This window comes from Novosphingopyxis iocasae (assembly GCF_014334095.1).
GTDB classification, from domain to species: Bacteria; Pseudomonadota; Alphaproteobacteria; order Sphingomonadales; family Sphingomonadaceae; genus Novosphingopyxis; species Novosphingopyxis iocasae.
In genome coordinates this window covers 2,073,734-2,098,821 of sequence record NZ_CP060495.1, presented here as the reverse complement: position 1 = coordinate 2,098,821, position 25,088 = coordinate 2,073,734, and the positions used below count along the sequence as shown (strand labels likewise).

Below are 25,088 nucleotides of genomic sequence, written 5' to 3'. Positions count from 1 at the left end.
GTTTCTCGAACGAGAGACGTGCTTCGACAAGCTCAGCACTTACGGCTTTTTGGGCAGGTGTTCTCGCTCAGTGCCGGAAGTGGCGCATGCCGGTGAAGACCATCGCCAGGCCCGCCTCGTCGGCGGCGGCGATCACTTCGTCGTCGCGGATCGAGCCGCCCGGCTGGATCACGGCGGTGGCCCCTGCTTCCACCGCGGCGAAGAGGCCGTCGGCGAAGGGGAAGAACGCGTCCGATGCCACCGCGGATCCCTCGGTACGCGGGGCCGACCAACCATAGGTTTCCGCCGCCTCGCGCGCCTTCACGGCGGCGATGCGCGCGCTGTCGCGGCGGTTCATCTGGCCCGCGCCGATCCCCGCCGTCGCGCCGTCCTTGGCGTAGACAATGGCGTTCGATTTCACATGCTTGGCCACCGTCCAGGCGAACAGGCAGTCTTTCAGCTCCTGTTCGCTGGGTTCGCGCTTGGTCACCGTCTTCAGGTCCGCCTCGGCGATCCGGCCATTGTCGCGCGACTGGACGAGAATGCCGCCGGTGATGCTTTTCATCATCAGGCCGCCGCGTGCGGGATCGGGCAAATCGCCGGTGAGCAGCAGGCGCAGGTTCTTCTTTTTGGCGAACACCGCTTTGGCCGCATCATCGGCATCGGGCGCGGCAACGACTTCGGTAAAGATCTCGGTGATCGCTTCCGCCGTAGGTCCGTCTAGCGGACGGTTGACCGCGACGATGCCGCCGAAGGCCGAGACGCTGTCGCATTCCAGCGCCGCGCGATAGGCATCGATCAGGCTGTCCGCACTTGCGACGCCGCAGGGGTTGGCGTGCTTCACGATCACCACCGTCGGCGGGCCGTCGCGAAACTCGCTCACCAGCTCCAGCGCGGCATCGGCGTCGTTCAGATTGTTGTAGCTCAGCGCCTTGCCTTGCAGCTGTTCGGCCTGCGCCACGCCGCGTGCGGAAGGATTGGCGGGCAGATAAAGCGCGGCATGCTGATGCGGGTTTTCGCCATAGCGCAGCTCATCCGCCTTGCGCCCGCCGGTGAGCAAGCTGGAGGGGAGTGTCTCGCCCTGATCGGAAAAGGCGAACCAGCCCGCGATGGTCGCGTCATAAGCGGCGGTGGCGGCGAAAGTCTTGGCCGCCTGCGCCTTGCGGAAGGCGGGGCTCACCGCGCCGTCGTGCTCCTCCAGCTCGGCCAGCAGCGAATCGTAATCGGCTGGGTCGGTGACCACCGTGACATAAGCATGGTTCTTGGCCGAGCTGCGCAGCATGCTGGGGCCGCCGATGTCGATATTCTCGATGATCTCGTCCCGGTCCGCACCCTTGGCCAGCGTTTCGGCAAAGGGGTAGAGATTGACGACGACAAGGTCGATCGGCCCGATGTCGTGCGCCTTCAGCGCGGCCTGATGCTGGGGATCGTCGCGCACGGCCAGCAGCGCGCCGTGAACCTTGGGGTGCAGCGTCTTCACCCGCCCATCCATCATCTCCGGAAAATCGGTGAGATCGGAGATGTCGCGGACCTCGAGCCCCTGTTCGCGCAGCGCCTTCGCCGTGCCGCCGGTCGACACCAGCTCCACACCGCGCTGACTGAGCGCGCGGCCCAGTTCGGCAAGCCCGGTCTTGTCGGACACCGAGAGGAGGGCCCGCTTGATCGTGACGTTCTTCATCGTCTCATCCCATATGTTTGAGCAGCCAGCCGAGCGAACTGCCGCCCGCCTCCGCCGCTCCGCTGATCGCCAATTGTGTGGTGGGGTGGGGCCGCCCGTCGGCATCCACCCAGAGGCTGTCTTCGATGGCCAGCGTGCCGCCGGTCAGCCGGAATTGCCACAGGCCGCCGCTCGGCAAACGCAGCACTGCGCCGTTTTCGGTCGCCTGCGCTTCGATCCCGTCGCCCAGGTGAAAGCGCAGCACGAAGGGCGTCGCCTCGGTCTTCTTGCGCTTCGATCCGGCGGGCAGCAGCATATCCTCGCCGCGAAGTTCCATGCCGTCGTCGCGCAGCATCAGAAGGCGGCGGTGGACGAAGCCGAAGGTACGGCTGTAGCCGTCATGGCTCGCCTCGATGCGCGTCGCGTTTTCGCCCTCGCGTCGGTCCAGTTCCACCTCCTCGACGCCGCGGCCCAGCTTGCCGCCCGGCAGGATCGAGGTGCTGTTCGAATCGGCAAGGCAGAGCGTGGAATGCGCCGCAGTGGAGCGCAGGCCGGTGGCAAGGCCTTGCGAAACATGCTTGCCGACCAGCGCCGCGCCGCCGCAATTTACGATGATGCGATCGGGCCCGTGGCTGAATTCCAGCGCCAGTGTGGAGGCGCAGCCGACCGCGCTCTCGCGCGCCAACGGCGGCGGCGCGGCGTCCAGTTGCAGGACGGAGCGACCGGCGGTGACGCGCTGATAGCCCCAATCGCGCGCCTGCCGGGCAGGGCGGGCCCGCACGCCGCTGGCCCCGATCAGCGCGTTCAGTTCGTCCGGGGGGAACACGCCCGAGCCTTGCCAAGCCCCCAGGCCGCCATCGGCATGGGTCAGGCCGGTAAGAGCCGGCACCGCGCGTTCCAGCGCCTGATCGATGAAGGCAGGGATCATTTCCTTGCGCTTGCCATAGGCATCGCGCAGCAGCGACAGCATATGGATCGCCTCGACCAGCGCGAGCGGCGAGCGGGAGACGATGCCGCCGTCCGGAAAGATCGCGCTCGCGATCGCCTTTTCCAGGCCCGCTTCGCCCACGATCTTGCGCGCCTTGCCGTCCGGAATCAGCAGCGCCGCGGCGACGAGCCCGGCCCAGGCGACGAGGCGGTGGCGCCCCTCCGGCGCGCGCTGGGCGGCGCGGTCCAGATGGCGGGCATTGCGGGCGATCGCATTCAGCACGCGGCTGCGGTAGATAAGATCGCTGCTCGACAGGATATAGGGCGCATGCGCGGCCCAGTTGACGAAGCGCCAGGCGCAATTGTCCGCGCGCCAGGCGGGTTCGGCCACCTTCATACCATGATGATCGAGCCAGGCGTCCATCAACCGCTCGGCCGTTTCGGTGCCCTGCGCGCGGCTGGCCACCGCGGCAAGATCGCGAAGCCAGGCGAAACGGTGGATGTAGTTCTGGAAATCAGACGGCAGTTTCTCGAGCCGATCCTCCACCTTATCGAAGGGAAGCTGGATGCCGCGGAAAAGGAAGCGGCCTGCACGCAGCGCATCGCCGCGCACCGGATCGCCTGGTAGCGGATCGTCCGGCACGGCGTAGAGGCGCGGCGGCAGCTTGCCGGTAAGCCGCATATTGTGCAGCGGGGTTCGCCAGGTGAGCTTGTAGAAAAGGCCCGCAAGCTGTTCGGAAAGGGACGCCGCCGGGCCGGACTCCCGCACCATGAGCGCGCGGCCTTCCTCTGCAGGAGACTCGCGGCGCTGGCCGGTCATTCGCCCCTCAGGCCTGCGATATTCTCGGCATATTTGTCGGGGCCGCCGCGGAAGGTGGCGGTGCCGGCCACCAGCACGTCCGCGCCCGCCGCAATGGCGCGCGGGGCAGTACCAGCATCGATACCGCCGTCGACTTCCAGGCGAATGTCGCGGCCGCTTTCATTGATGCGGCGGCGGATCTCCGCGATCTTGTCCAACTGGCTTTCGATGAAGCTCTGCCCGCCGAAGCCGGGATTGACGCTCATCACCAGCACCAGATCGATATCGTTCAACAGATAATCGAGCGACGATAGCGGCGTAGCCGGATTGAGAACGATGCCCGCTTTCTTGCCCAGCGCCTTGATCGACTGCACGGTGCGATGCGGATGGGCACCCGCTTCCGGGTGGAAGGAGATGATGTCCGCGCCGGCCTCGGCAAAGGCTTCCAGATACTGGTCGACCGGAGAGATCATCAAATGCACGTCGAACGGCTTGTCGCTATGCGGCCTCAGTGCCTTTACCACGGCGGGGCCGATCGTGATATTCGGCACGAAATGGCCGTCCATCACATCGACATGGATCCAGTCGGCCCCAGCCTGATCGATGGCGCGTACTTCCTCGCCGAGTTTCGCGAAATCGGCGGAAAGAATCGAGGGGGCGATGCGGACGGCAGGATGAGCCATCGGGGCGAACTAGCGATGCGGGGCCGTCATCGCAACGGGCGCAGACCCTGCGCCTGTGGAAAATTCGTGCAAAGTCTGTGGATCAGGCCGCTTTTTCGAACCGCGCGATGAAAAATCCGTCGAGCCGACCAGCCTCGAGCAGCATCGTGGGCAGCGTCCGGACATATCCGTCTTCGCTCGGCGCGACGAAGTCGGGCAGCTCGTCCGATCCGACGGCGGCGCGGGCGAAATCGCTATGGCGATCGAGGAATGCCGCAGCCTGCGCTTCGCCTTCCTCGGGCTCCAGCGAACAGACCGCATAGACGAGGCGGCCTCCCGGCGCGACGGCGGCGGCGGCGCGGTCCAGCAAGCTGGATTGCAGCTCGGCGCGCTCCGCAATGTCGCGCGCGCCGATGCGGTGAATTACGTCGGGATGCCGGCGGAAGATGCCGGTGGCCGAACAGGGCGCATCGAGCAGAACTGCATCGTAAAGCTGCGGCGGCTGCCAGTCGGCGGCGTCGGCAGCGATGGTTTCGGCCGAAAGCTTCGTGCGCTTCAGATTGTCGCGCAGCCGCTCGAGACGCCGCTTGGACTGGTCGAGCGCCGAGACGGTCCAGCCGCCGCTCGCCAATTGCATGGTCTTGCCCCCCGGCGCGGCGCACAAGTCGAGCGCGGTGCGGCCCCGGCCTTCACCCAGCAGGCGGACCGGAAGCGACGCGGCAATGTCCTGCACCCACCAGGCGCCGTCGTCGAAGCCGGGCAGGGCGGTGAGATCGGTGCCGCGGGGCAGGCGAACATGATGATCGGCGAGCGATACGCCGCCGAGCTTTTCCGCCCAGACGGCGGCGTCTTCGCGCGATTGCAAGGTAAGATCGAGCGGGGGCGGGGCGGCGATGGCCTGCGCTGCCGCTTCGACCATGTCCGCGCCCCAATGGCCGGTCCAGCGCTCTTGCACATCGCCCGGCAGACGCGGGGTTTCGGGCAGTTTTGCGCCCTTGCGCATTAGCGTGCCGAACACGCCGTGGACCAGCCGCCGCGGCCCACCATCGACCAGAGGCAGCGCGGTGGCGATCGCCGCATGTTGCGGCGTGCCGAGGACCAGCGCCTGCACCAGCGCGATACGCAGAACGCTGCGCGCCTTGGCATCATCCGGCAGCGCGCGTTTGGTGGCGCTGTCGATCAGCGCATCGAGATCGGGCAGGCGGCGCAGCGCTTCTGACGCGATGGCGAGCGCCAGCGCGCGGTCGTCGGGTCGTTTCAGCCCCTGCGTCGCGCCGCCCATCGCCTGGTCGAGCGATTCGCCTCGGCGCAGCACGGCGTCGAGCAGGCGCAAGGCTGCGCGGCGGGCACCGAGACCCTCGACCGGTGCGGAAGAAGTCAGCGGCCGCGGCCCAGCGGATCGAGCGCGCTGCGGGCGGGTTTGCGCGCTCCGCTGCTGGGTACGGTGGGTTCGGGCACGCGCTTGCCGTACATATCGCTGCGGAGCCGATCGACGGCGGGCGTACGCGGCGATCCCGCCATAGCGCGCAGCTTCGCGATCCGGTCTTCGGTGGCAGGATGGGTGGAGAACATCTGCTTGATACCCACAGGAACGATGTAGAGCTGCGCCGCGGCAGGATTGCGCTCGGCAGCATGGTTCGGGATCGCCTGCGCGCCGCGAGAGATTTTTTCAAGCGCGCTGGCGAGGGCGTTAGGATCGCCGCTGATCTCCGCGCCCGCCTTGTCCGCACCATATTCGCGCGTGCGGCTGATCGTCATCTGCACGATCATCGCGGCGAAGGGGGCCATGATGACGGCGGCAAGACCGGCCATGCCCGCGCTGCGATCGCGAAAGAACAGGCCGAAATTGGCGACCATCGAGACCGCGCCCGCGATGGTGGCGACCATCGTCATGATCAGCGTGTCGCGGTTCTTCACATGGCCCAGCTCGTGCGCCATCACGCCGGCCACTTCCTCGCGGCTCAGCATGTTCAACAGGCCGCTGGTGGCGGCTACGGCGGCATGTTCGGGATCGCGGCCCGTGGCGAAGGCATTGGGGTGCGGATCGTCGACGATATAAACCTTGGGCATCGGGAGGCCTGCACGCTGCGCCAGCCCTGCGACCAGGCCGTAGAACTCGGGGTGGCTCTGCCGGTCAACCTCCTGCGCATGGTGCATCTTCAGCACCATCTTGTCGGCATTCCAGTAGGTGAACAGGTTCATGCCCGCCTCGAGCAACAGCGCAAAGATCGCACCCTTCGGCCCGCCAATGGCAAAGCCGAGCGCCATGAACAGTGCGGTCAGCGCCGCCAGCAGCATCATGGTTTTAAACTGGTTCATAAGTCCTCTCGTCGTCCCCCGCTTGCGATGGGAGCCCCTGCGAACGATATGGGAAGCAATGGCCGCCCCTTCAATCGGCGCCGCGCAGAGCGAAAGGTAAGCAGGATGGATCGTCCCGTCGCGAAGAAACGCCCGCCTCATCTCGATCCGGTCGAGCCGTTGCCGCCGAGCCCGCCGGTGCCGGAGCCAGAGCCGATCAGCGAGGAGCGAAAAGAAGAGCTGGAGAAAAGCCCGGTGCGTTACGGCGACTGGGAACGCGAAGGTATCTGCTGGGATTTCTGACGCGTCCTCGGCCGGGCGGCGCGGACGTGCCGCTCAGTCCTCGGCCACCATATCCGCAGCGGTCCAGCCGTCGAGGAAATCGATCAGCCCGCGTTCGTGCCGCGTCAGATATTTCGTTTTGCGCGGCAGCTCCAGTTTCTCGCGCCATTCCTTCTGCCCGTCCTTGATCAGCGCCACGACCGCGGGGTGCACATAGCTGTTGCGCGCAATGGTGGGCGTGTTGCCGAGGTCCGCCGCGACTTCGTCCATCACCGATTTCAGCGTCATGTCGCCCTCGCCGTCGGCCAGCAATTCGAAAGCGTGGGCCGAGGCGGACCAGGTGCGGAAATGCTTGGCCGAAAAACTTTCGCCCATGCTTTCGCGAATATAGTCGTTCACATGGCAACTCTGCACCGCATGCGGTTCCCCGTCATCGTCGATATATTGGAACAGATGCTGGCCGGGCAGGTCCTCCATCTTCTTTACGATCGACAGCAGCTTGCGATCGGTGATCGCAACTTCGCGATGCTTGTTCGATTTCGCCTTGAAACTCAGCGTCAGCTTGCGGCCCGTGCGCTTGGCGTGACGGCGGCGCAGCGTGGTGGCACCGTAGCTCTTGTTTCGTTCCGCATATTGCTCGTTGCCAACGCGGATAGAAGTGAGATCGAGCAAGCGCACCATCGCGGCGACCACCCGGTCCTTGTCCAGCTTCCGGCCCGAAAGATCTTCGTCCAGCCGCGCGCGAAGCAGCGGCAGTTTGTGGCCGAAGGTTCGGCACGCTTCGAACTTCTCACCCTCCCGCTGCGCGCGGAAATCGGGGTGATAGCGATACTGCTTGCGGCCCTTTTCGTCATAGCCGGTCGCTAAAATATGGCCGTTGGAGGCGGGACTGAACCAGGCATCTTCATAAGCTGGGGGGAAGGCGATGGCGTTCAGCCGTTCGATCTGGTTCGTGTCGGTGATCCGCTTCCCATCGGGATCGAAATAGCACCAGCCCTTGCCTTTTTTCTGCCGGGTGATGCCGGGTAGGTCGTCATCGACATAAATCAGCGCTTCACCCAAGGTCCGTTCCTCACACGCGCGCCGCCAGCCTGCGGTGCGAGCATGGAAACCGCCGCCATGATGATGCGTTCCACCTTTGGACCCGCAAGTTCGCCGGACGGTTATCCCGTTTTAAAGTGATACTCTGTCAGATGGATGGCTGGCAGGTCTGGAAACTTTGTAACCGAAACTGGTTTGTGCCAATCGGAACTTGATTTTGTTGATGCCATATCGGAGCAGGCGAGGCTCATGAGCCAAAGCGATCCAGACAGAAATGCCCAATCTTCGGCCACGCCGGAGGATGTGCAGGACGATCTGGCGGCACTGCGCGCCGAGCGCGATGCGCTTCGCCAGGAGCTTAAGCGGTGCCGCGCCGAATTCAGCGCGCTCCGCGAACACGCACCCATCGGGATCGCTACGTTCGATCGCGAAGGAAATTATCTTCGCGTCAACAAGTGGCTGGCGGATTTGAATGGCCTTCCTGCCGAGGAACATCTCGGTCGCAGCGTTGCCGAAATCGTGCCCAAAATGAGCCAGGTGGCCAAATCCTCCATCGGGGAGGTGATTGCGACAGGTGAGCCGATCCGGGGCGAGCGTGTGATGGGCTTTGTCAACGAGCGGAGCGAGCGGTCGCGCGTACTGGAAGTCGAATGGTATCCGACGTTCCAGGGCGACGAGGTGGAGACCATCACGGTCCTGGTATCGGATGCGACCGAGGCCGAGCGGCATGAGCTTTTTGCCAAGCACATGATCCGGGAACTCCAGCACCGAGTAAAGAACTCGCTGGCGAACGTGATGGCTCTCGTCGAACAGGCCCTGCGCTCCAACCGTTCCAAGGAAGATGTGCTGCACGTGCTGCGGGAGCGGATTACCGCGCTTGCGAAAATTCATGGCAAGCTGTCGGAGCGCAATTGGGAATCGATCGATCTGACGGTGCTGGTCAATCAGGAATTTGGTCACAAAGATCGGCAGGGACAGCTCGATATTGAAGGGCCTTCGCTGGAGTTCGGCCCGCAATCCTCGCTCGCCATGTCGATGGCGCTGCATGAGCTTGCCGCCAATGCGCGGCGTTTTGGGGCGCTTTCCTGCCCCGCTGGTCGCTTATCGATCCACTGGAATATCAGCGGCACGGGCGATGATGCCTATCTTTTCCTGCGTTGGCGGGAGACGGGATGTAGCGTGCTGGAAGATCGGGGATCGCCCGGCTTCGGGTCACGCCTGATCGCAACCAGCGTGCGTAACGCCTTGCGCGGCGAACTTACCGAACATTGGCTCGACGATGGCCTTTGCGTGGAAATGCAGCTGCCCGTGTCCTTCATCGGACCGCCGAAGCGGGAATTTCCCGCCGCCGGCGTATCGTCGGTCAGTCGAGCTTCTTGATCAGATCGAGAAAATCATCCGGGACTCCCTCGTCCACAGTGGACTGATAGGCGTTGCGAAGCGCCTGGGCGATCGGGTCAGAATCCTTTTGGATCGAATCGACATTTTTTGGCTTGGACGCGGAGTCATCGCCCTTCCGGTTGTTCTCCGCTTTGCCCACCGACCGATCCTTTTTCACATTGTCCGTCATTCAGGCGGTCGCGTCTAGCATGGGGTGGTGGCCAGTCAAATCTTTCCCTCCGCGGAATTTTCATGCGTTTGCCAATTACCGGCATCATCGCTAGATTGTTGCTGCGTGCCGAAACCAATTGGCTTCAAAAAGGTTTCATCGCGGGGCAGGGCGGCCGATATCGGCTTGTTGGCCTTGCCGGCGGAAACGATCAACACGGATTTCAGGGAACTCATGAGCGAAAAAACCTTGGGCGAAAAACTGGCGCCCCATCTCCCCTATGTGCGCCGCTATGCACGTGCCTTGACCGGCAGCCAGCAGTCGGGCGACGCAATCGTTCGCGCTACCTTGCAGTCGATTGTGGAAGCTCCGGAGGAATTCCCCCGCGATCTTGAGCCGCGCATTGCACTGTACAAGACGTTCGAAGCCTTCTGGCGGGCGAGCGAAGAGGCCGGCCCTCAAGGGTCCGATCCGGATGCCGGCAGCGACTTCATCGTGCAGAAGCGCCTGGCCGATCTCACGCCCAAGTCGCGCCGCGCGCTGCTGCTGACCACCATGGAAGGCTTCAGCGAGAGCGAAGCCGCCACGCTTCTGGGTGAGGATGTCGATACGGTCCGCTCGCTAGTGCGCGAAGCGACCGACGAGATCGATCGCCAGACGCATGCCCGCGTACTGATCATCGAGGACGAGCCGATCATCGCGATGGATATCGAGACGATCGTTACCGAATCGGGCCATGACGTGGCTGCCATCGCGGTAACCCGCGACGAAGCGGTGGCCGCGGCCAAGGAGCATAATCCGACGCTGGTTCTGGCGGACATTCAGCTCGCCGACAACAGCTCGGGGATCGATGCGGTGAAGGACATCCTGTCCGATCACAAGGTGCCGGTGATCTTCATCACCGCCTTCCCGGAGCGGCTGCTGACGGGCGAAAAGCCGGAACCGGCCTTCCTCATCACCAAGCCTTTCCAGCGTGATACGGTGAAAACCGCTATCGCTCAGGCGCTGTTCTTCGACGGCATGAACGTCGCGGCCTGAGGCCGCGCGCGTATCACATCTTGTGGACAGGACCGTCCCGCTTATCTAGGCGGGGCGGAGAAGAGGGGTTTGCCATGAATGATGAGAACCGGAACGAAGACATCGATCTCGACAAGGATCGCGCCCGCGCCGGCTCCACGCCGCATATCGGCCGCTATGTCCTGGCGATCGGTACGCTAATCGCGATCGTTGCTCTCAGCATCATCTGGATCTCGGGTTCGAAATAATGGTTGGACCGGTCCGACAGGGCCGGTTTTTGGGTTGAAAGCGAGTTAATGGCTGAAAAAGAGCCGCACGAAGTTCTGACAGACGAGCAGTTCCGTCAGCATCTTACCGAGGTGCTGCCGCAGCTGCGCGCCTTCTCGCGCTCGCTTACCGGCAGCCAGCCGGAATTTGCCGACGATCTGGTGCAGGATGCCCTCCTGCGCGCCTGGAGCGCGCGGGCCAGCTTCAAGGCCGGCACCAATTTCCGCGCCTGGATTTTCGTGATCCTGCGCAACCTGTTCCTTTCGGAAATGCGCCGCTCCAAGTTCAAGGGCGAATGGAACGAGATCGCGGCGGAAAAGCTGCTCGTCAGCCCCGTCCATCAGGAACGCCATATCGAACTGGCCGACATGCAGCGCGCGCTGGCGAAGCTGCCGGTGGGGCAGCGCGAATCGCTGATTCTGGTCGGCGCGGGCGGCTTCTCCTACAAGGACGCGGCAGAGATTACCGGCGTTGCGGTGGGTACGGTGAAGAGCCGCGTGGCGCGCGCCCGCACGGCGCTGGAAGAGATCATGGCCGGCGACGATCCGCTGCCCGATGCCAGGGCAGGCGAGAGTCAGCCTTTCGAGGAGCTGATGGACCGCCTCGATACCATTGCCGAAGGCCGCGGCGACGCTTGACCCCGGCTTCGGGCTTTTCCACCGAAATCAGTGAAAGTCGCGCGACTTCGGCAGCACGCTGACGTTGCGCGGATGACGGCGTATGCCCACGCTTGCGGGCAGCGGCGCCTTCACATGATCGGCGCGCGCGACGCGGGGGCTGAGGAGGTCTTCGGATAGCGACAGGAGCCGGTCGGTGCCGTCGGTCAGCTTGTCCACCACAACGTGCAGCACATCGGGAGCGTCATTGCGCTTGTCCTGCTTTTCGTCGCGCTGGATGCGCCCTTCCACCTCCATCAGCCGCGCGCCCATGATGATCCTGCGATACTCTTCCATCACGCTGGGCCAGATGACGAGGTTGGACACGCCGGTCTCATCCTCCAGCGTGATGAAGCACACACCCTTGGCGCTGCCGGGGCGCTGGCGGATCAGCACCACGCCCGCCACCTTCACCCGGCGGCCGCTGCGCACTGTCTTCAGCGCATCGTTCCGGGTGAACCCGCGCGCGGCGTAATCGGCCCGAAGGAAGCTGAGGGGATGCGCCTTCAGCGACAGCCGCGTGGTTTGATAGTCGGCCACGACATGTTCGGGCAGCGGCATGGCGGGCAGCGCGGCGGCGCTTCGCTCCTGCCCCTCGTCGCGCGCCGCGGCGGCGGCGAACAGCGGCAGATCGGGCACATTTTTGAGCGCGCGCACCTCCCACAAGGCCTGGCGTCGATCGAGTCCGATCGAACGGAAGGCGTCCGCTTCGGCTAGGCGCTGCAACACCGGCACGCCGAGCCCGGTGCGCTCACGCAGGTCCGCCACCGAAGCAAAAGGCGCGCACTGCCGCTCCTCGACGAGGCGCTCCATATCCGGCTGCTTCAGCCCGTCGATCTGGCGGAAGCCGAGGCGCATCGGGTGGAGATGGGTAGGGGGAGACCAGGTCGTGTCTCTCTTCCCGCGTGCAGGAGACTTTGGCTCCGCTTCCAGCGCGTTGTCCCAGCCGCTTTCGTTCACGTCCGCGGCGCGCACCTCCACGCCATGTTCGCGCGCATCGCGCACGATCTGCGCGGGCGCGTAGAAGCCCATGGGCTGCGCGTTCAGCAAGGCCGCGCAGAACACGTCGGGATAGTGGCATTTGATCCAGCTGGAGATGTAGACGAGGTGCGCGAAACTGGCCGCATGGCTTTCCGGAAAGCCATACTCACCGAAGCCCTTGATCTGATCGAAGCAGCGATGGGCGAATTCGGGATCGTAGCCGCGCGCGATCATGCGGCCGACCATCTTGTCCTGATGCGCATCGACCATGCCGCGCGATCGGAAGGTGGCCATCGCCTTGCGGAGCTGGTTCGCCTCCTCCGCCGTGAAGCGTGCGGCGTCGAGCGCGATCTTCATCGCCTGTTCCTGAAAGATCGGCACGCCCAGTGTGCGCTTCAGGATATTCTTCAGCTCGTCCGGCTCGCCATGCTCGGGCGAGGGGGAGGGGAATTCGACCACTTCCTTGCCCGATCGGCGCTTCAGATAAGGGTGCACCATGTCGCCCTGGATGGGGCCCGGCCGCACGATCGCCACCTCGATCACCAGATCGTAGAATTCGCGCGGGCGAAGGCGCGGCAGCATGTTCATCTGCGCGCGGCTTTCCACCTGGAACACGCCGATGGAATCGGCGCGACAGAGCATGTCGTACACCGCATCGTCCTCGCGCGGCACGTCGGCCAACGTGAAGCGATGCCCATGATGCGCATCGATCAGATCGAACGCCTTGCGGATGCAACTGAGCATGCCGAGCGCCAGCACATCGACCTTCAGGATGCCGAGCGCGTCGATATCGTCCTTGTCCCACTCGATGAAACTGCGCTCGGGCATCGCGCCATTGCCGATCGGCACGGTCTCGCTCAGCGGCCCTTCGGTCAAAATGAAGCCGCCGACATGCTGGGAGAGGTGGCGCGGCATGCCGATCAACAGGTCGGCCAGTTTCAGCACGCGCCGCAGCTGCGGATCGCCAAGGTCCAGCCCGGCTTCGCCTACGCGCTTTTCCTCCACCTCGCTGCCCCAGCTGCCCCAGATCGTCCCGGCCAGTGAGGCGGTGACGTCTTCGGACAGGCCCATCACCTTGCCCACCTCGCGGATCGCCGAGCGGGGGCGGTAGTGGATCACGGTGGCGCACAGGCCTGCGCGGTGGCGGCCGTAGCGGCGGTAGAGATACTGGATCACCTCCTCGCGCCGCTCATGCTCGAAATCGACATCGATATCGGGCGGCTCGCTGCGCTCTTCGGAGATGAATCGCTCGATCAGCAGCTCATGCTCGGCCGGGTTCACCCCGGTAATGCCAAGGCAGAAGCACACCGCGCTGTTGGCGGCCGATCCGCGGCCCTGGCACAGGATCGGCGGCTCCCGGCTGCGCGCGAAATCGACGATGTCCTTGATGGTGAGGAAATAGCGCGCGATCTTCATCTTGCCGATCAGCACCAGTTCCTTGTCGATCAGCGCGGCGACCTTTGCCGGCACCCCGCCGGGATAATGCGCCTGCGCCCCCGCCCAGGCCAGATCGGCCAGATGTTCGTCCGCATCGCGCCCGTGCGGCACGGGGTCTTCGGGATATTCATAGTGCAGTTCGGTCAGCGCGAAGGTGCAGACATCGGCCAGCTCGCGCGCGGCGGTGATGGCATGCGGCCAGAGCGCGAACAGGCGCACCATTTCCTGCGGAGACTTCAGATGCCGCTCGGCATTGGCGTGGAGCAGATAGCCCGCATCCTTCAGCAGCACCTTCTCGCGGATGCAGGTCATCACGTCCTGCAGCGGGCGGCGGTCCGGCGCGGAATAGTGCACGTCGTTGGTGGCGAGGATCGCCAGCCCATGCGCCCTGGCCAGCGCGTCGAGCCGGTTGATCCGCGCAATATCGTCGCCGCGATAGAGCCAGGCTGCGGCGATGTGGCGCATGCTCGGCAGGCGCGCGGCCAGATGCGGCAGCAACGCCTCGATGGTGCCGGTGAGCGGGGCGGAGTGGACGAGGCGGAGCGTCGATCCCTCTTCTCCGTCGTCCGGCTGGGGTAGCGTTTCGATGGCGAACCTCTCCTCCCAATCCGCAGGCGGAAGCAGGATCAGGTGCACGCCTTCTGCATGCCGCTCCAGCATGGCGAGGCTGATCTGGCACACATCCTTGTCCTGCCAGTCGCCCTCCGGCGTCGCCATGCGGCCCGCGGAGATCAGCGCGCACAGGCGGCCATAAGCGGCGCGGGTTTCGGGGTAGGCAAGGAAGGCGAGACCTTCGACGGTCTCGATGCGGCAACCGATCACGGGGCGCACTTTTGCGGTCGACAGCTCGACATGATGGCGCACCACCCCGGCCATCGTGTTGATATCGGCAATGCCCAGCGCATCATAACCCAGCTCCAGCGCACGCACCGCCATGTCCACCGCATCGGATGCGCCGCGCAGAAAGCTGAACGGGCTCAGTAGCCCCAGCTCCACGAAGGGCGCGCGGGGATTGGGCTGAAACGCATCGCCCATCGCCTTCAGCGTGCGTTTTTCGGGGCCTTCACGATCCGGCATGGTTCAGACAGCCATGGCTCAGGCAAAAAGCCCGTGCAGATACCAGTCGGGCGCGCCGCCCCGCCCATCGCCGACCAGGCCGTTGCGATAGATCCAGTAGCGCCCGCCCGCCTCGTCCTCCACGCGGTAATAATCGCGCAGCCGTGCGGTGGATTTCTCGCGCCACCATTCGGGCGCGATCCGCTCGGGGCCCTCCACGCGCACCACCTCATGCTGCGCGCGCCGCCAGGTGAAGCGGCGCGGCACGCCTTCGGGCGTGATGTAGAGCACCGAAATCGGCTCCGGACTGTCGAGCAGCCGCAAGGGGCGCTGGTGAAAGGGCAAGGGAAGCTGGCGGGGCGTGCGGTTCGGCCCGGCCCGCGGCGGAGATGCCAGATCGGCATCCACCGCGCTCAGCCAGCGCACCGAGCGTTCGGGCATATGGCTTTCGCGCGGCTCGGGCACGCGGACATTGCGGCGGCCGAGGCGCACCACCAGCCGGTCGATCATGCCGGCGAGCAGCGCGTCGTCCGCCACCTCGCCCGACAGATCGGGCTGCGCGGCGTCCAGCGCCTCGTGCCACAGGGCGGTCAGCGCAAAGGCATCGAAGCCGAAACCCGCCTCCAGCCCTTCCAGCCGTTCGGTGAACAGCTTCGTCATATGCGCCGGATCGCGCGTGGGGCGGGCCAGCTCCGCCTCCAGCCGCGCGACATGGCCGTCCACGCGAAACGCCTCGAACCCCAGCCGCCGCGCGCCGCGATGGCGCTTGCGCAACGAGGCCGACAAGCGCTCGCTCAGCCCCTCCAGCACCGGCAACAGGATGGAAACATGCAGGATCGGCTCGGCCACGCGGGCGAAGGCGCGCTGCGGCGGCTCGGTCTCCAGCGCGGGGATCGCCTCTTGCGCGCGGCCCAGCGCCTGATCGATCCGGATCAGCGGATTGGCCGCGGGATCGCGCCGGTTGCGGAAGCGCCGCACCAACCCCTCGCGCGGCACGGCGGCGAGATCGCCGATCGTCTTGAGGCCGAGGCGTTTCAGCAGCAGCACCGTGGCACCGTCGAGCCGGAGCGCGGCGACGGGCAGGGGCGCCAGAGTGGCGGCTACATCCTCTAGATGGACGCCGGGATTATCGGCATAGCGCGCCAGCGCCCAGGCAGCGGCGGCGGTGGGGGCCATGGCGGCGCGCGCGCTGTAGCCTGCCGCCCCGATCCGCGCGGTCATATCGGCCAGCGCCGCAGCTTCGCCGCCGAACAGATGCGCCGCGCCGCTGGTGTCGATCAACAGGCCGTCCGCACCGTCGAGCGCGCTCCACGGCCCCCAGCGGCGGCACCACAGGGTCAGTCGTTCGAGCAGCGCGGCGTCGCCTTCCGCATCATGCGGCTGCGCAGCGAGTTCCGGGCAGATCGCGCGGGCATCGGCAAAGCGGCCCCCCGCCTTCACACCGGCCCCTTGCGCGGCGGCGTTCACCGCTTCGATGACGAGCCCGTGCGTCCCTTCGCTCACCAGGGCGATGGGCGCAGCGGCGCTATCCGGCCTGGCTTTCTCCCAGCGCTCGATCGCCAGCTTCGGGAGCCAGATCGAGACGATTTGCCGCGCCGTCATGATGCAGCGTCCAGCTGGCGGGCGCGCGGGTGCGCGATCGGAACAGCTCTGCGGAAAAGGCGGCGGTGCCCGGCGCAGCGGGGTTCCAGCGATGCGGCGGGGAGGGCGCGGGGCCGATCCGCCACCGCTGCCGCGCGCCCGAAAGATTGGGCGCGCCGCCGATGCGCAGCAGAAAGGCCGGCACGCCATGCTTTTCGCTCGCCACCGCCAGCCGCCGCGTGGCCGTAAAGTCCAGCGCCGCGGGCTCGCCCCATAATTCGCCGATCACCGCGCTCAGGGCCTTGCATCGCAGGCCCTCCTCCATCGCCCAGAGCGCGTTTTTCGCGTTGGACGCGGCGACATGAATGATGTCGCAGCCGAAGGCGCTGCCATGCGGAAAAGGCCGCCCCCCCTCGCGAATCGCCGTGCGCTCCTGCACCCAGAGCAGCGGCCGATCGCACGCGCCCAGCTGCGCAAGCGCGAAGCCGGTGCCGCTCGCCGGATGGGGACCGGGGAAGATTTCCTGCAGACACGGCGCGAAAGCCCCGTCGAGCGAGGGGTCCGGGGCCGTTTCGGCGCGGGGGTCGAGGCGTGACACATGGAACATAAGGCGAATCGGGAATGGATTTGTTCGCATTATGTTCCGGTGGGAAGCGGAGTCAATTGGGGTGGGCTTTGCGTCAACGTCACCCTGTAAACCGCCCTCAAGAACCGCAGTCCTGAGCCTTTCGAAGGACGCCTATCAGTCAAGGGCGCCGACCATCCGCCCTCAAACGAAGTTCGCCGCCACCTCTTTCGGCACGCGGATCAGGCGGCCGCTGGCGCGGTCCAAGATGGCCCAAGTGGTCTTGGCCGAGACGACGACCTTGCCCGCGCCGTCCAGGAAATCCACGCGCCGATCGAAGCGCGCACCGCGCGGCGTGCCGTCGACCCAGGTGCGGCCCGTCACCGGTTCGCCCGCTTTCACATTGCCGCGATAGTCGATCTCATGCCGGGTCACGACCCACACATAGGCCGCGACATGCGCCGGATCGGCCACCGCCTGCCAGTGGCTGGTCGCCATGTCCTGAATCCAGGTGACCCAGACCGCGTTGTTGACATGGCCTAGCTCGTCGATGTCTTCCGGCGCGGCGGTCCAGCGGCGTTCGAACGGTTCGCTCACGCCGCCTCTACCATGCCCATCTGCCACAGGATGAAGGCATATTCTTCCGCCGTTTCCTTCAGGCTCTCCCACCGGCCGGACTTGCCGCCATGGCCTGCGCCCATATTGGTCTTGAGCAGCAGGACATTGTCGTCCGTCTTGCGGGCCCGCAGGCGCGCGACCCATTTGGCGGGCTCCCAATAGGTGACACGCGGATCGTTGAGGCCGGCGGTCACCAGCATCGGCGGATAATCCTGCGCGCGCACATTATCGTACGGGCTATAGCTGCGGATCAGTTCGAACGCAGCCTTGTCGGTCAAGGGATTGCCCCATTCGGGCCATTCGCCCGGCGTCAGCGGCAGCGAAGCGTCGAGCATGGTGGCAAGCACGTCCACGAAGGGCACATGCGCGACGACGGCACCGAACAGATCGGGCTCCATATTGATCACCGCGCCCATCAGCTTGCCGCCGGCCGAACCACCGCTGATCGAGATGCGGCCCTTCTGCGTATAGCCCCGATCGACCAGTCCTTTGGCGCAGTCGATGAAGTCGGTGAAGGCGTTCATCCGGTGCTCGCGCTTGCCGGTGAGATACCAGTTGCGGCCCAGATCGTCGCCGCCGCGGATATGCGCGATGGCGAAGGCGAAGCCGCGATCGACCAGGCTGAGCCGCGTCGTCGAAAAGCCCGGCGGAATGGCGATGCCATAGGCGCCGTAGCCGTAGAGATGCAGCGGCCCACCTTGGGGCCGATCCTTGCGGTAGAGGATCGAGACCGGGACCTCGGTGCCATCGCGCGCGGTGATCGACAGCCGCTCGGTGGTGTAACGCGAGGCGTCGTACCCGCTCGGGATTTCCTGCACTTTCAGCGTCTCGAGCGAGCGCTTGGCGGTGTCGTAGTCAAAGACGGTGCTCGGCGTGACCATCGAGTTGTAGCCGATGCGCAGCACGGTCTGGTCGAACTCGGGATTGTTGCCGAGGCCAGCAACATAAGCCTCTTCGGGAAACGCCACCGGCTCGATCCGCGCGGGATCGTCATAATAGCGGATTTCGATCTGATCGAGCCCGGCGCGGCGGCCCTCGACCACGTAGAAATCGCGGAAGGCTTCGATCCCGGTGAGGTAGAATTCGTCCGATCCGGCAATCAGCTCAGTCCAGGTGGACGGATCGTCCAGCGGCGCGGTGACGAGACGGAAGTTCACATGCGCGTCGTTGGTGAGGATGTAGAGCAGCCCTTCGCGCTCCTCGACATCATATTCGACGCCGGTTTCGCGCGGACGCACCAGGATCGGCTCTGCCATCACATCGTCTGCCGGGATTAGCCGAACCTCGCTCGTTTCATGATCGCCGCTGGCGATGACGAGGAAGCGCCGCGAGCTGCTTTCGCCCACCGACACGCGGAAGCCTTCGTCCGATTCGTGGAAGAGCTCGATATCCTTCGCCGGATCGTCGCCCAGCCGGTGGAACCGGGCATTGTCGGTGCGCCACTGTTCGTTGGCGAGGCAATAGAGGAAGCCCGATCCGTCGGCAGTCCAGACGAGATCGGACAAGGTGCCGGGAATGGCGTCGGGCAGGTCCTTGCCCGTTTCCAGATCGCGCACGCGCGCGGTGTAGCGTTCGGACCCGTTGTCATCGACTGCATAGGCCAGCAGCCGTCCGTCGGGGCTCACCGACATCGCGCCCAGGCTGAAATACTCCTTGCCCTCGGCCATTGCCGGCTCGTCGAAGATCAGCTCAGCCTCGCCCGAACCGTCGGCGGCCTTGCGCCAGTGCTTGCGATATTCCGCGCCTTCTTCGAAACTGACCCAATAGAGCCAGTCGCCGTCCTTTTGCGGCACGCTCTCATCGGCTTCCTTGATGCGGCCGCGCATCTCCTGGAACAGCGTGTCGATCAGCGGCTGCTGCGGCGCCATATGCGCCTCGAACCAGGCGTTTTCCTGATTCAGATACTCCAGGATTTCGGGGTCATCGACCTTCGGATAGCCCTTGTCGCGCAGCCAGGAATATTCATCCTCGCTGACGATGCCGTGATGTTCGCTGGAGGCGGGGCGGGGTTCGGCGCGCGGCGGAATGTTGTGCGTTTTCATGAGCGCCGATGTGCGCGGGCGCGGGGGCGGATGCAAGGGCGTGCCCTTTCGAAAACCGCCGGGAGGCCCTATATTCGCGCGCAACCAAGATGATCACGGAACAAAGGCCCGCCGCTATGCTGATGCAGACCCACGAAAACCGCCTCGCCGCCCTTCGCGAAGAACTGGGGCGACGCGGGCTGACCGGGTTCGTGGTGCCGATCGCGGACGAGCATCTGTCCGAATATGTCGGCGAATATGCGCAGCGCCTGCAGTGGCTTACCGGCTTTGCAGGCTCGGCCGGCAGCGCCATCGTCCTGAAGAACAAGGCCGCGATTTTCGTGGACGGGCGCTACACCGTGCAGGTGCGCGATCAGGTGGACGAAAAGCTCTTTTCCTACGTCCCGCTGGCCGACATGAGCATGACCGACTGGATCCGCGCCAATGCGAGCGAAGAGGATGTCATCGGCTATGACGCCTGGCTCCACACCCGCAGCTGGGCGAAGGAGGCCGGGCAGGCTGCCGCCCGCCGCGGCGCCAAGATGGTGGCCGTGGACGGCAATCCGATCGATTCGGTCTGGTCCGATCAGCCCGAAAAACCCGGCGCGAAGCTGGACGTCCAGCCGCTCGAATATGCCGGCAAGTCGCATGGCGAAAAGCGGGCCGAGATCGCCACATGGCTGAAGGACGAAGGCTATGACGCTACCGTCCTTACTGCGCTCGACTCCATCGCCTGGACGTTCAACATCCGCGGCGGAGACATCGCCAACACGCCCGTCGCCATTGCGCACGCGTTGGTGCAGGCGGACGGCACCGCGACTTTGTTTGTGGACGAGACGAAGCTGACGGACGAGGTCCGCACGCATCTGGGCAATGAAGTGTCGGTGCGCGGCTATGACGATTATGCCGCCTCGCTCGCCAATCTGGCCGGCAAGGCGGTGGCGGTCGATCCCGAACGCGCGCCGGCTGCGATTTTCGAGGCGCTGGACAGCGCGGGCGCGAAGATTGCCGAAAAGCGCGATCCGTCGGTGCTCATGAAGGCGATCAAGAACCAGGCGGAGATCGACGGGCACCGCGCGGCGCAGGCGCGCGATGGCGCGGCGCTGGCGCGCTTCCTCAAATGGATCGGCGAGACCGCGCCGAAGGGCGGGCTCGACGAGCTGACCGCCGCCGCCAAGCTGCGCGAACTCCGCGCAGAGGGCGGCGAACTGCGCGACATCAGCTTCCGCACCATCTCTGCCAGCGGTCCGCACGGCGCGCTGCCGCATTACAGCGTGAACGAAGAAACCAACCGCGAGATGCAGGTGGGCGAACTCTATCTGGTCGATTCGGGCGGCCAGTATCGCGACGGCACCACCGACGTCACCCGCGTCGCCGCGATCGGCGAGCCGACGGCCGAAATGATCAAGCGCTACACGCAGGTTCTTAAAGGGCATATCGCGCTGGACGTCGCCGTTTTCCCGAAGGGCACCACGGGCGGTGCGCTCGATACGCTGGCGCGTCAGTTCCTGTGGAAGGACGGCGTCGATTACGGCCACGGCACCGGCCACGGTGTGGGTGCCTATCTGGCCGTCCACGAGGGGCCGCAACGAATCGCCGCATTCGGCGGGTTCGCCGAGCCGCTGAAGGCCGGAATGATCTGTTCGAACGAGCCGGGCTATTACAAGGAAGGCGATTTCGGCATCCGGATCGAAAACCTGGTGCTGGTCGAAGAGCGCGCGATCGACGGCGCCGAAAAGGACATGCTGGGCTTCGAAACGCTCACCTTCGCGCCGCTGGAGCGCGAGTTGATCGATCCGTCGCTGCTGACCGACGAAGAGCGCCGCTGGGTGGACGATTACCACGCCCGCACGCTGGAAGTGGTCGGCCCGCAACTGGACGGCGAGGATCGCGAATGGCTGGAAACCCGCTGCGCGCCGCTGGGGTGAATCCCTCGTCCTCTAAGAGACCGCAGCCCTGAGCTTGTCGGAGTCGCAGACGGCCCCGCGGCGCCAACGGCGTTTCCCGCCGTGGCGCTGCCACCGATAAACGTGCTTCGGAGTCGAAGACGGCGCACGGCACCACCAGCTCAGCACTTACGGAATCGGGACGGAGCTAGTCCTCTGGCGCGGATTGTGTGGAGTCTCCGTCCGCGTCCCCTGCCTTCATCTCGCGGCTTTGCGTCTTGCGGCGTCTCAGATTCGCGCGAAGCTGTTCGGCCAGGCGGGCGGCCTTCTCGTCCTTGGCCCGGTCATTCGCGTCGTTTCGGTCGGTCATCGCGGGCGGGATTAGCAATATCGCCTGCCCCCGCCAAGCTGCCCCTTGACTTTCCCGCCCCTCCGCTCCCATAGGGCCGCCTTCTAGCGCGGCCCCTTGGCCGGCATGGATCTGGTACGCTGCTGTAGCTCAGTGGTAGAGCACACCCTTGGTAAGGGTGAGGCCGAGAGTTCAATCCTCTCCAGCAGCACCATTTCCGCCTGCTGAAAACCATCCGGGGGATGGTTTTCGCGGCGGAAATCCCGAGCAAAGCGAAGGGGCGCCCTTCGGGCTTCGGCTGGCGGGCCAGCTTGAAGCGCGATGTAGGGTGAAGGCTGTCCGCCGAAGCGGATGGATTCAGGTCCAATATCACTGTCCGAAGTCAAAGACCGTAAGTCCTGAGCTTGTCGAAGGACGTCTCTCGGTCACGAGCCGCTCTCGAACGATAAGCGCCCTTCGACAAGCTCAGGGCTACGGGCTTGATTGAAAAGGCTACCGGCGCGGTTCGAAGAACTACCGGCTTGGTTCGAGGGTTAAGGCAGCGTCGCATCGGCATTGGATCGGTATGCGATTTGCGCGCATTCCCTCCTTCCCCAGATCGGCGCGAACTCCTACAGCGCCGCCCATGCGCTTCTTTTCCGACAATGCCGCCCCTGTGCACCCCAAAATCTGGGAGGCGCTGGGTGATGCGGACAGCCTCGATACCGCTTATGACGGGGACCGCTGGTCCGCGCGGCTGGACGAGGCGTTCAGCGAGCTATTCGGGCGCGAATGCCGGGCGATGGCAGTCACCACTGGCACTGCCGCCAATGCGCTGGCCTGCGCCGCGATGGCCGCGCCGCATCAGGGCATTCTCTGTCATGAGGAAGCGCATATCGAGGTGGACGAGGCCGGTGCGCCGGGCTTCTACACCGCGGGCGCCAAGCTGATGCTGCTGCCTGGAGAGGGCGCGAAGATCACCGCTCAGGCGCTCGAAACGCGGCTCGATGCGATTCGGCCCGATGTGCATCAGGTGCAGGCGGCGGGCATTTCGATCACGCAGGCCACGGAATATGGGCTGGTCTATTCGCCCGAGGAAGTGGCCGCGATCGCGCAGCTCGCCAAGGCGCGCGGGCTGAAGCTGCATATGGACGGCGCGCGCTTCGCCAATGCGGTGGCGCGGTTGGACGGGGACGGGCGCACGATCACCGAGGGCGTGGACCTGCTCAGCTTCGGCTGCGTCAAGAATGGCGGGATGAGCGCGGAGGCGCTCGTCTTCTTCGATACCGATCTCTACGCCGCGTCCGAATATCGCCGCAAGCGCGCAGGCCATCTGTTGTCCAAGGGCCGCTATCTCGCCGCGCAGCTGCTGGCGATGCTGGACGGCGATCTCTGGCTGGAGAATGCACGCACCGCCAATGCCGCCGCCGCGCTGATCGCCGAGGCTGCGGGTGAGCGGCTGCTCTATCCGGTGGAGGCGAACGAGGTGTTCCTGCGTCTCACTGCGGACGAGGCTGCGGGGCTGCGAGACAAGGGCTTCGATTTCTACGATTGGGGAACGGGTGCGGCCCGGCTGGTGACGAGCTGGCAGCATGAAGAGGCCGATGTACGTCCGCTGGCCGATGCGATCGGGGCTTTGTGACATCGTTTGACGGTCAAAATAAAGCCGTAAGTGCTGAGCCTGTCAAAGCACGGCTCTCAAGCGAGAAACGCCCTTCGACAAGCTCAGGGCTAACGGATCAGGGGCGAGTTTCGGTTTCGGGAGGAGAGGCGGACCTCTCCCTCCTCACCCCGCGCATCCTGTTTCCGTTCATTCTGGTGGCTCTGATCTGGGGCGGGACGTGGATCGTGATCCGCGATCAGCTAAGCTCCGTGCCGCCGACCTGGTCGGTTTGCTATCGCTTCATCGTCGCCGCGATCGGCATGGCGGTGCTGGCGCGGGTGCGCGGTCAGCCGCTGCGGCTGCCCGCCCGCGCCCACGCCATCGCGCTGATGCTGGGGGCGAGCCAGTTCGTCCTGAATTTCAACTTCGTGTACAATGCCGAGCGGTTCGTGACCTCCGGCCTGGTTGCAAGCACCTTTGCGCTCTTGATGCTGCCCAACGCGCTGTTCGGGCGGATATTTTTGGGGCGGCGGCTGGAGCCGAGCTTCTTCGTCGGCACGGGGATCGCGATCCTGGGCGTGGCGCTGTTGTTCGTGCAGGAATATCGCGCCATGCCGGCGAGCGGGCGGGACGTGGCGTTCGGCATTCTGCTCACCGTCGGCGGCATTCTTTCCGCCTCCTTCGCCAATGTGCTGCAGGCGGCCAAGCGGGTGCAGGCGCTGCCGCTGCTGACTTTGCTCACCTGGGCGATGGGCTATGGCGTGCTGTTCAACGCCGCCGTCGCCTTTGTCAGCTTCGGCCCGCCGGTGATCGATCCGCGTCCGGCCTATCTCTTCGGCATCCTGTATCTCGGGCTGCTGGGTTCAGTCGTCACCTTCCCGCTCTATTTCGGGATCGTGCGCGCCATCGGCCCGGGCAAGGCGGCGTATAACAGCGTGCTCGTGCCGGTGGTGGCGATGGCGCTGTCCACCCTGTTCGAGGGCTATCGTTGGTCTCCTCTGGCCGCGGCGGGCGGCGGGATCGCGATGCTGGGCCTGCTGGTGGCGATGCGCGCGCGGCGCTAGAGCAGGCTTTTCAGCCCCGCCTTGTAGTCCGGATAGAGCGGCTTCCACCCCAGAACGCGTTTGGCCTTGCCGTTCGCGACGCGGCGGTTTTCGGCGTAGAATCCGCGCGCCATCGGACTGAGGCCCGCCTCATCCATCGTCTGCAGCGGCGGCGGTTCGATGCCCAGCAGGCGGCATGCATGCTCGGTCACCGCATTATGGCTGGCGGGCCGATCGTCGCCGATATTGTAAAGGCCCGGCGGCGCATCGAAGCTCGCCTCCACCGCGCGGCAGATGTCAGTCACATGGATGCGGCTGAACACCTGGCCGGGCAGATCGATGCGGTGCGCGCTGCCGTCCCGCACCTTGTCTAGCGCGCTGCGGCCGGGGCCGTAAATGCCGGGCAGGCGGAAGATGCGCACCCGGTCGTCCAGCGTCTGCCAGGCCGCGTCGGCCTCCGCCCGCGCGCTGCGCCGTCCGCCGCCGATAGGGGCGCTTTCGTCCACCCAGGCGCCGCCCGCATCGCCATACACGCCGGTGGAGCTGAGATAGCCGATCCAGCGCGCCGGGGCGGCGGCCACCGCGTCGCCATAGCGGGTGAGCACATCGTCCTCCCCGGTCTCCCGGCTCGGCGGCACGGAGGACAGGATGTGGCTCGCATGGCCGATGGCGGCGCGCACGCTCTGCACGTCGGTGAAATCGAGATTGCCCGCGCTGCCGGTCGCGTCGATCCGCCAGCCTTGTTCGCGAAGACGCTCTGCAAGGCGCGATGCCGTATAGCCGAGGCCGAAGATGAGCATATGCATGGGCTTCTGCCTAACCCACGGGACCCTGC

General features: G+C 65.4%; 23 protein-coding genes and 1 tRNA gene. 9 read left to right on the top strand and 15 right to left on the bottom strand.

Annotated features, from left to right (window positions below; genetic code table 11):
* Positions 1–67 precede the first annotated feature (67 nt).
* The 5 genes from purH to htpX form a co-directional block, all read right to left on the bottom strand.
* Entirely contained in the window at positions 68–1,657 is a 1,590-nt protein-coding gene (purH, locus tag H7X45_RS10015) for a bifunctional phosphoribosylaminoimidazolecarboxamide formyltransferase/IMP cyclohydrolase (RefSeq protein WP_187334746.1), read from the bottom strand.
* 4 nt (positions 1,658–1,661) lie between these two features.
* The gene (locus tag H7X45_RS10010; RefSeq protein ID WP_187334745.1) at positions 1,662–3,383 is read right to left on the bottom strand and encodes a heparinase II/III family protein; all 1,722 of its coding nucleotides are present in this window, start codon (positions 3,381–3,383) and stop codon (positions 1,662–1,664) included.
* Positions 3,380–4,045, bottom strand: a complete 666-nt coding sequence (gene rpe, locus H7X45_RS10005) for a ribulose-phosphate 3-epimerase (RefSeq protein WP_187334744.1) — start codon at positions 4,043–4,045, stop codon at positions 3,380–3,382. The genes H7X45_RS10010 and rpe overlap by 4 nt, the downstream gene beginning before the upstream one ends.
* Positions 4,046–4,127: 82 nt before the next feature.
* Complete coding sequence (locus H7X45_RS10000; RefSeq protein ID WP_187337097.1) at positions 4,128–5,405, bottom strand: RsmB/NOP family class I SAM-dependent RNA methyltransferase; 1,278 nt, start codon at positions 5,403–5,405, stop codon at positions 4,128–4,130.
* Entirely contained in the window at positions 5,402–6,343 is a 942-nt protein-coding gene (htpX, locus tag H7X45_RS09995) for a zinc metalloprotease HtpX (RefSeq protein ID WP_187334743.1), read from the bottom strand. Before htpX ends, H7X45_RS10000 begins: the two co-directional genes overlap by 4 nt.
* A 105-nt stretch (positions 6,344–6,448) precedes the next feature.
* Between htpX and H7X45_RS09990 the strand changes: the two genes are divergently transcribed.
* Positions 6,449–6,625: a DUF1674 domain-containing protein gene (locus tag H7X45_RS09990; RefSeq protein ID WP_187334742.1), complete on the top strand. Its 177-nt coding sequence runs from the start codon at positions 6,449–6,451 to the stop codon at positions 6,623–6,625.
* A gap of 33 nt (positions 6,626–6,658) precedes the next feature.
* Here the strand turns inward: H7X45_RS09990 and H7X45_RS09985 are convergent, their stop codons facing one another.
* On the bottom strand, positions 6,659–7,666 hold the full coding sequence (locus H7X45_RS09985) for a DNA topoisomerase IB (RefSeq protein ID WP_187334741.1): 1,008 nt from the start codon (positions 7,664–7,666) through the stop codon (positions 6,659–6,661).
* A gap of 228 nt (positions 7,667–7,894) precedes the next feature.
* Between H7X45_RS09985 and H7X45_RS09980 the strand changes: the two genes are divergently transcribed.
* Complete coding sequence (locus tag H7X45_RS09980) at positions 7,895–9,025, top strand: sensor histidine kinase (RefSeq protein ID WP_187334740.1); 1,131 nt, start codon at positions 7,895–7,897, stop codon at positions 9,023–9,025.
* On the opposite strand, the gene H7X45_RS09975 is transcribed toward H7X45_RS09980, so the two are convergent.
* Positions 9,009–9,215 (bottom strand): NepR family anti-sigma factor, encoded by a 207-nt coding sequence (locus tag H7X45_RS09975; RefSeq protein ID WP_187334739.1) that lies wholly within the window; start codon positions 9,213–9,215, stop codon positions 9,009–9,011. The two genes, H7X45_RS09980 and H7X45_RS09975, sit on opposite strands and share 17 nt — an antisense overlap.
* 35 nt (positions 9,216–9,250) lie before the next feature.
* Positions 9,251–9,430 carry a hypothetical protein gene (locus H7X45_RS09970; protein WP_187334738.1) on the bottom strand — a complete coding sequence of 60 codons (180 nt, stop codon included), beginning with the start codon at positions 9,428–9,430 and terminating at the stop codon, positions 9,251–9,253.
* Here H7X45_RS09970 and H7X45_RS09965 point away from each other — a divergent pair.
* From H7X45_RS09965 to H7X45_RS09955, 3 genes are all read left to right on the top strand, one after another.
* The gene (locus H7X45_RS09965; RefSeq protein WP_187334737.1) at positions 9,429–10,232 is read left to right on the top strand and encodes a response regulator; all 804 of its coding nucleotides are present in this window, start codon (positions 9,429–9,431) and stop codon (positions 10,230–10,232) included. The genes H7X45_RS09970 and H7X45_RS09965 overlap by 2 nt on opposite strands.
* Before the next feature lie 74 nt (positions 10,233–10,306).
* Positions 10,307–10,459: a hypothetical protein gene (locus H7X45_RS09960; protein ID WP_187334736.1), complete on the top strand. Its 153-nt coding sequence runs from the start codon at positions 10,307–10,309 to the stop codon at positions 10,457–10,459.
* A 48-nt stretch (positions 10,460–10,507) separates the two neighbouring features.
* Entirely contained in the window at positions 10,508–11,116 is a 609-nt protein-coding gene (locus tag H7X45_RS09955; protein WP_187334735.1) for a sigma-70 family RNA polymerase sigma factor, read from the top strand.
* A 27-nt stretch (positions 11,117–11,143) separates the two neighbouring features.
* Here the strand turns inward: H7X45_RS09955 and H7X45_RS09950 are convergent, their stop codons facing one another.
* From H7X45_RS09950 to H7X45_RS09930, 5 genes are all read right to left on the bottom strand, one after another.
* Positions 11,144–14,629, bottom strand: a complete 3,486-nt coding sequence (locus H7X45_RS09950) for an error-prone DNA polymerase (protein ID WP_187334734.1) — start codon at positions 14,627–14,629, stop codon at positions 11,144–11,146.
* Positions 14,630–14,647: 18 nt separating this feature from the next.
* Positions 14,648–16,210 carry a DUF6504 family protein gene (locus H7X45_RS09945; protein ID WP_187334733.1) on the bottom strand — a complete coding sequence of 521 codons (1,563 nt, stop codon included), beginning with the start codon at positions 16,208–16,210 and terminating at the stop codon, positions 14,648–14,650.
* Complete coding sequence (locus tag H7X45_RS09940; protein WP_187334732.1) at positions 16,134–16,796, bottom strand: ImuA family protein; 663 nt, start codon at positions 16,794–16,796, stop codon at positions 16,134–16,136. Before H7X45_RS09940 ends, H7X45_RS09945 begins: the two co-directional genes overlap by 77 nt.
* Before the next feature lie 162 nt (positions 16,797–16,958).
* Positions 16,959–17,351, bottom strand: coding sequence for an acyl-CoA thioesterase (locus H7X45_RS09935; RefSeq protein WP_187334731.1), 393 nt, complete (start codon positions 17,349–17,351; stop codon positions 16,959–16,961).
* On the bottom strand, positions 17,348–19,414 hold the full coding sequence (locus H7X45_RS09930) for a S9 family peptidase (RefSeq protein WP_187334730.1): 2,067 nt from the start codon (positions 19,412–19,414) through the stop codon (positions 17,348–17,350). Before H7X45_RS09930 ends, H7X45_RS09935 begins: the two co-directional genes overlap by 4 nt.
* Before the next feature lie 122 nt (positions 19,415–19,536).
* Here H7X45_RS09930 and H7X45_RS09925 point away from each other — a divergent pair, with 122 nt between their 5' ends.
* On the top strand, positions 19,537–21,321 hold the full coding sequence (locus tag H7X45_RS09925; RefSeq protein WP_187337096.1) for an aminopeptidase P family protein: 1,785 nt from the start codon (positions 19,537–19,539) through the stop codon (positions 21,319–21,321).
* Positions 21,322–21,487: 166 nt separating this feature from the next.
* On the opposite strand, the gene H7X45_RS09920 is transcribed toward H7X45_RS09925, so the two are convergent.
* Positions 21,488–21,649, bottom strand: a complete 162-nt coding sequence (locus tag H7X45_RS09920) for a hypothetical protein (protein WP_187334729.1) — start codon at positions 21,647–21,649, stop codon at positions 21,488–21,490.
* 118 nt (positions 21,650–21,767) lie between these two features.
* Between H7X45_RS09920 and H7X45_RS09915 the strand changes: the two genes are divergently transcribed.
* From H7X45_RS09915 to H7X45_RS09905, 3 genes are all read left to right on the top strand, one after another.
* Positions 21,768–21,842 (top strand) — tRNA-Thr (locus H7X45_RS09915).
* A gap of 411 nt (positions 21,843–22,253) precedes the next feature.
* On the top strand, positions 22,254–23,249 hold the full coding sequence (locus tag H7X45_RS09910) for a threonine aldolase family protein (protein ID WP_187334728.1): 996 nt from the start codon (positions 22,254–22,256) through the stop codon (positions 23,247–23,249).
* A 176-nt stretch (positions 23,250–23,425) separates the two neighbouring features.
* Complete coding sequence (locus H7X45_RS09905; RefSeq protein ID WP_343061049.1) at positions 23,426–24,274, top strand: DMT family transporter; 849 nt, start codon at positions 23,426–23,428, stop codon at positions 24,272–24,274.
* Here H7X45_RS09905 and H7X45_RS09900 read toward each other — a convergent pair.
* Entirely contained in the window at positions 24,271–25,053 is a 783-nt protein-coding gene (locus H7X45_RS09900; protein WP_187337095.1) for a Rossmann-fold NAD(P)-binding domain-containing protein, read from the bottom strand. The two genes, H7X45_RS09905 and H7X45_RS09900, sit on opposite strands and share 4 nt — an antisense overlap.
* Positions 25,054–25,088: the final 35 nt, after the last annotated feature.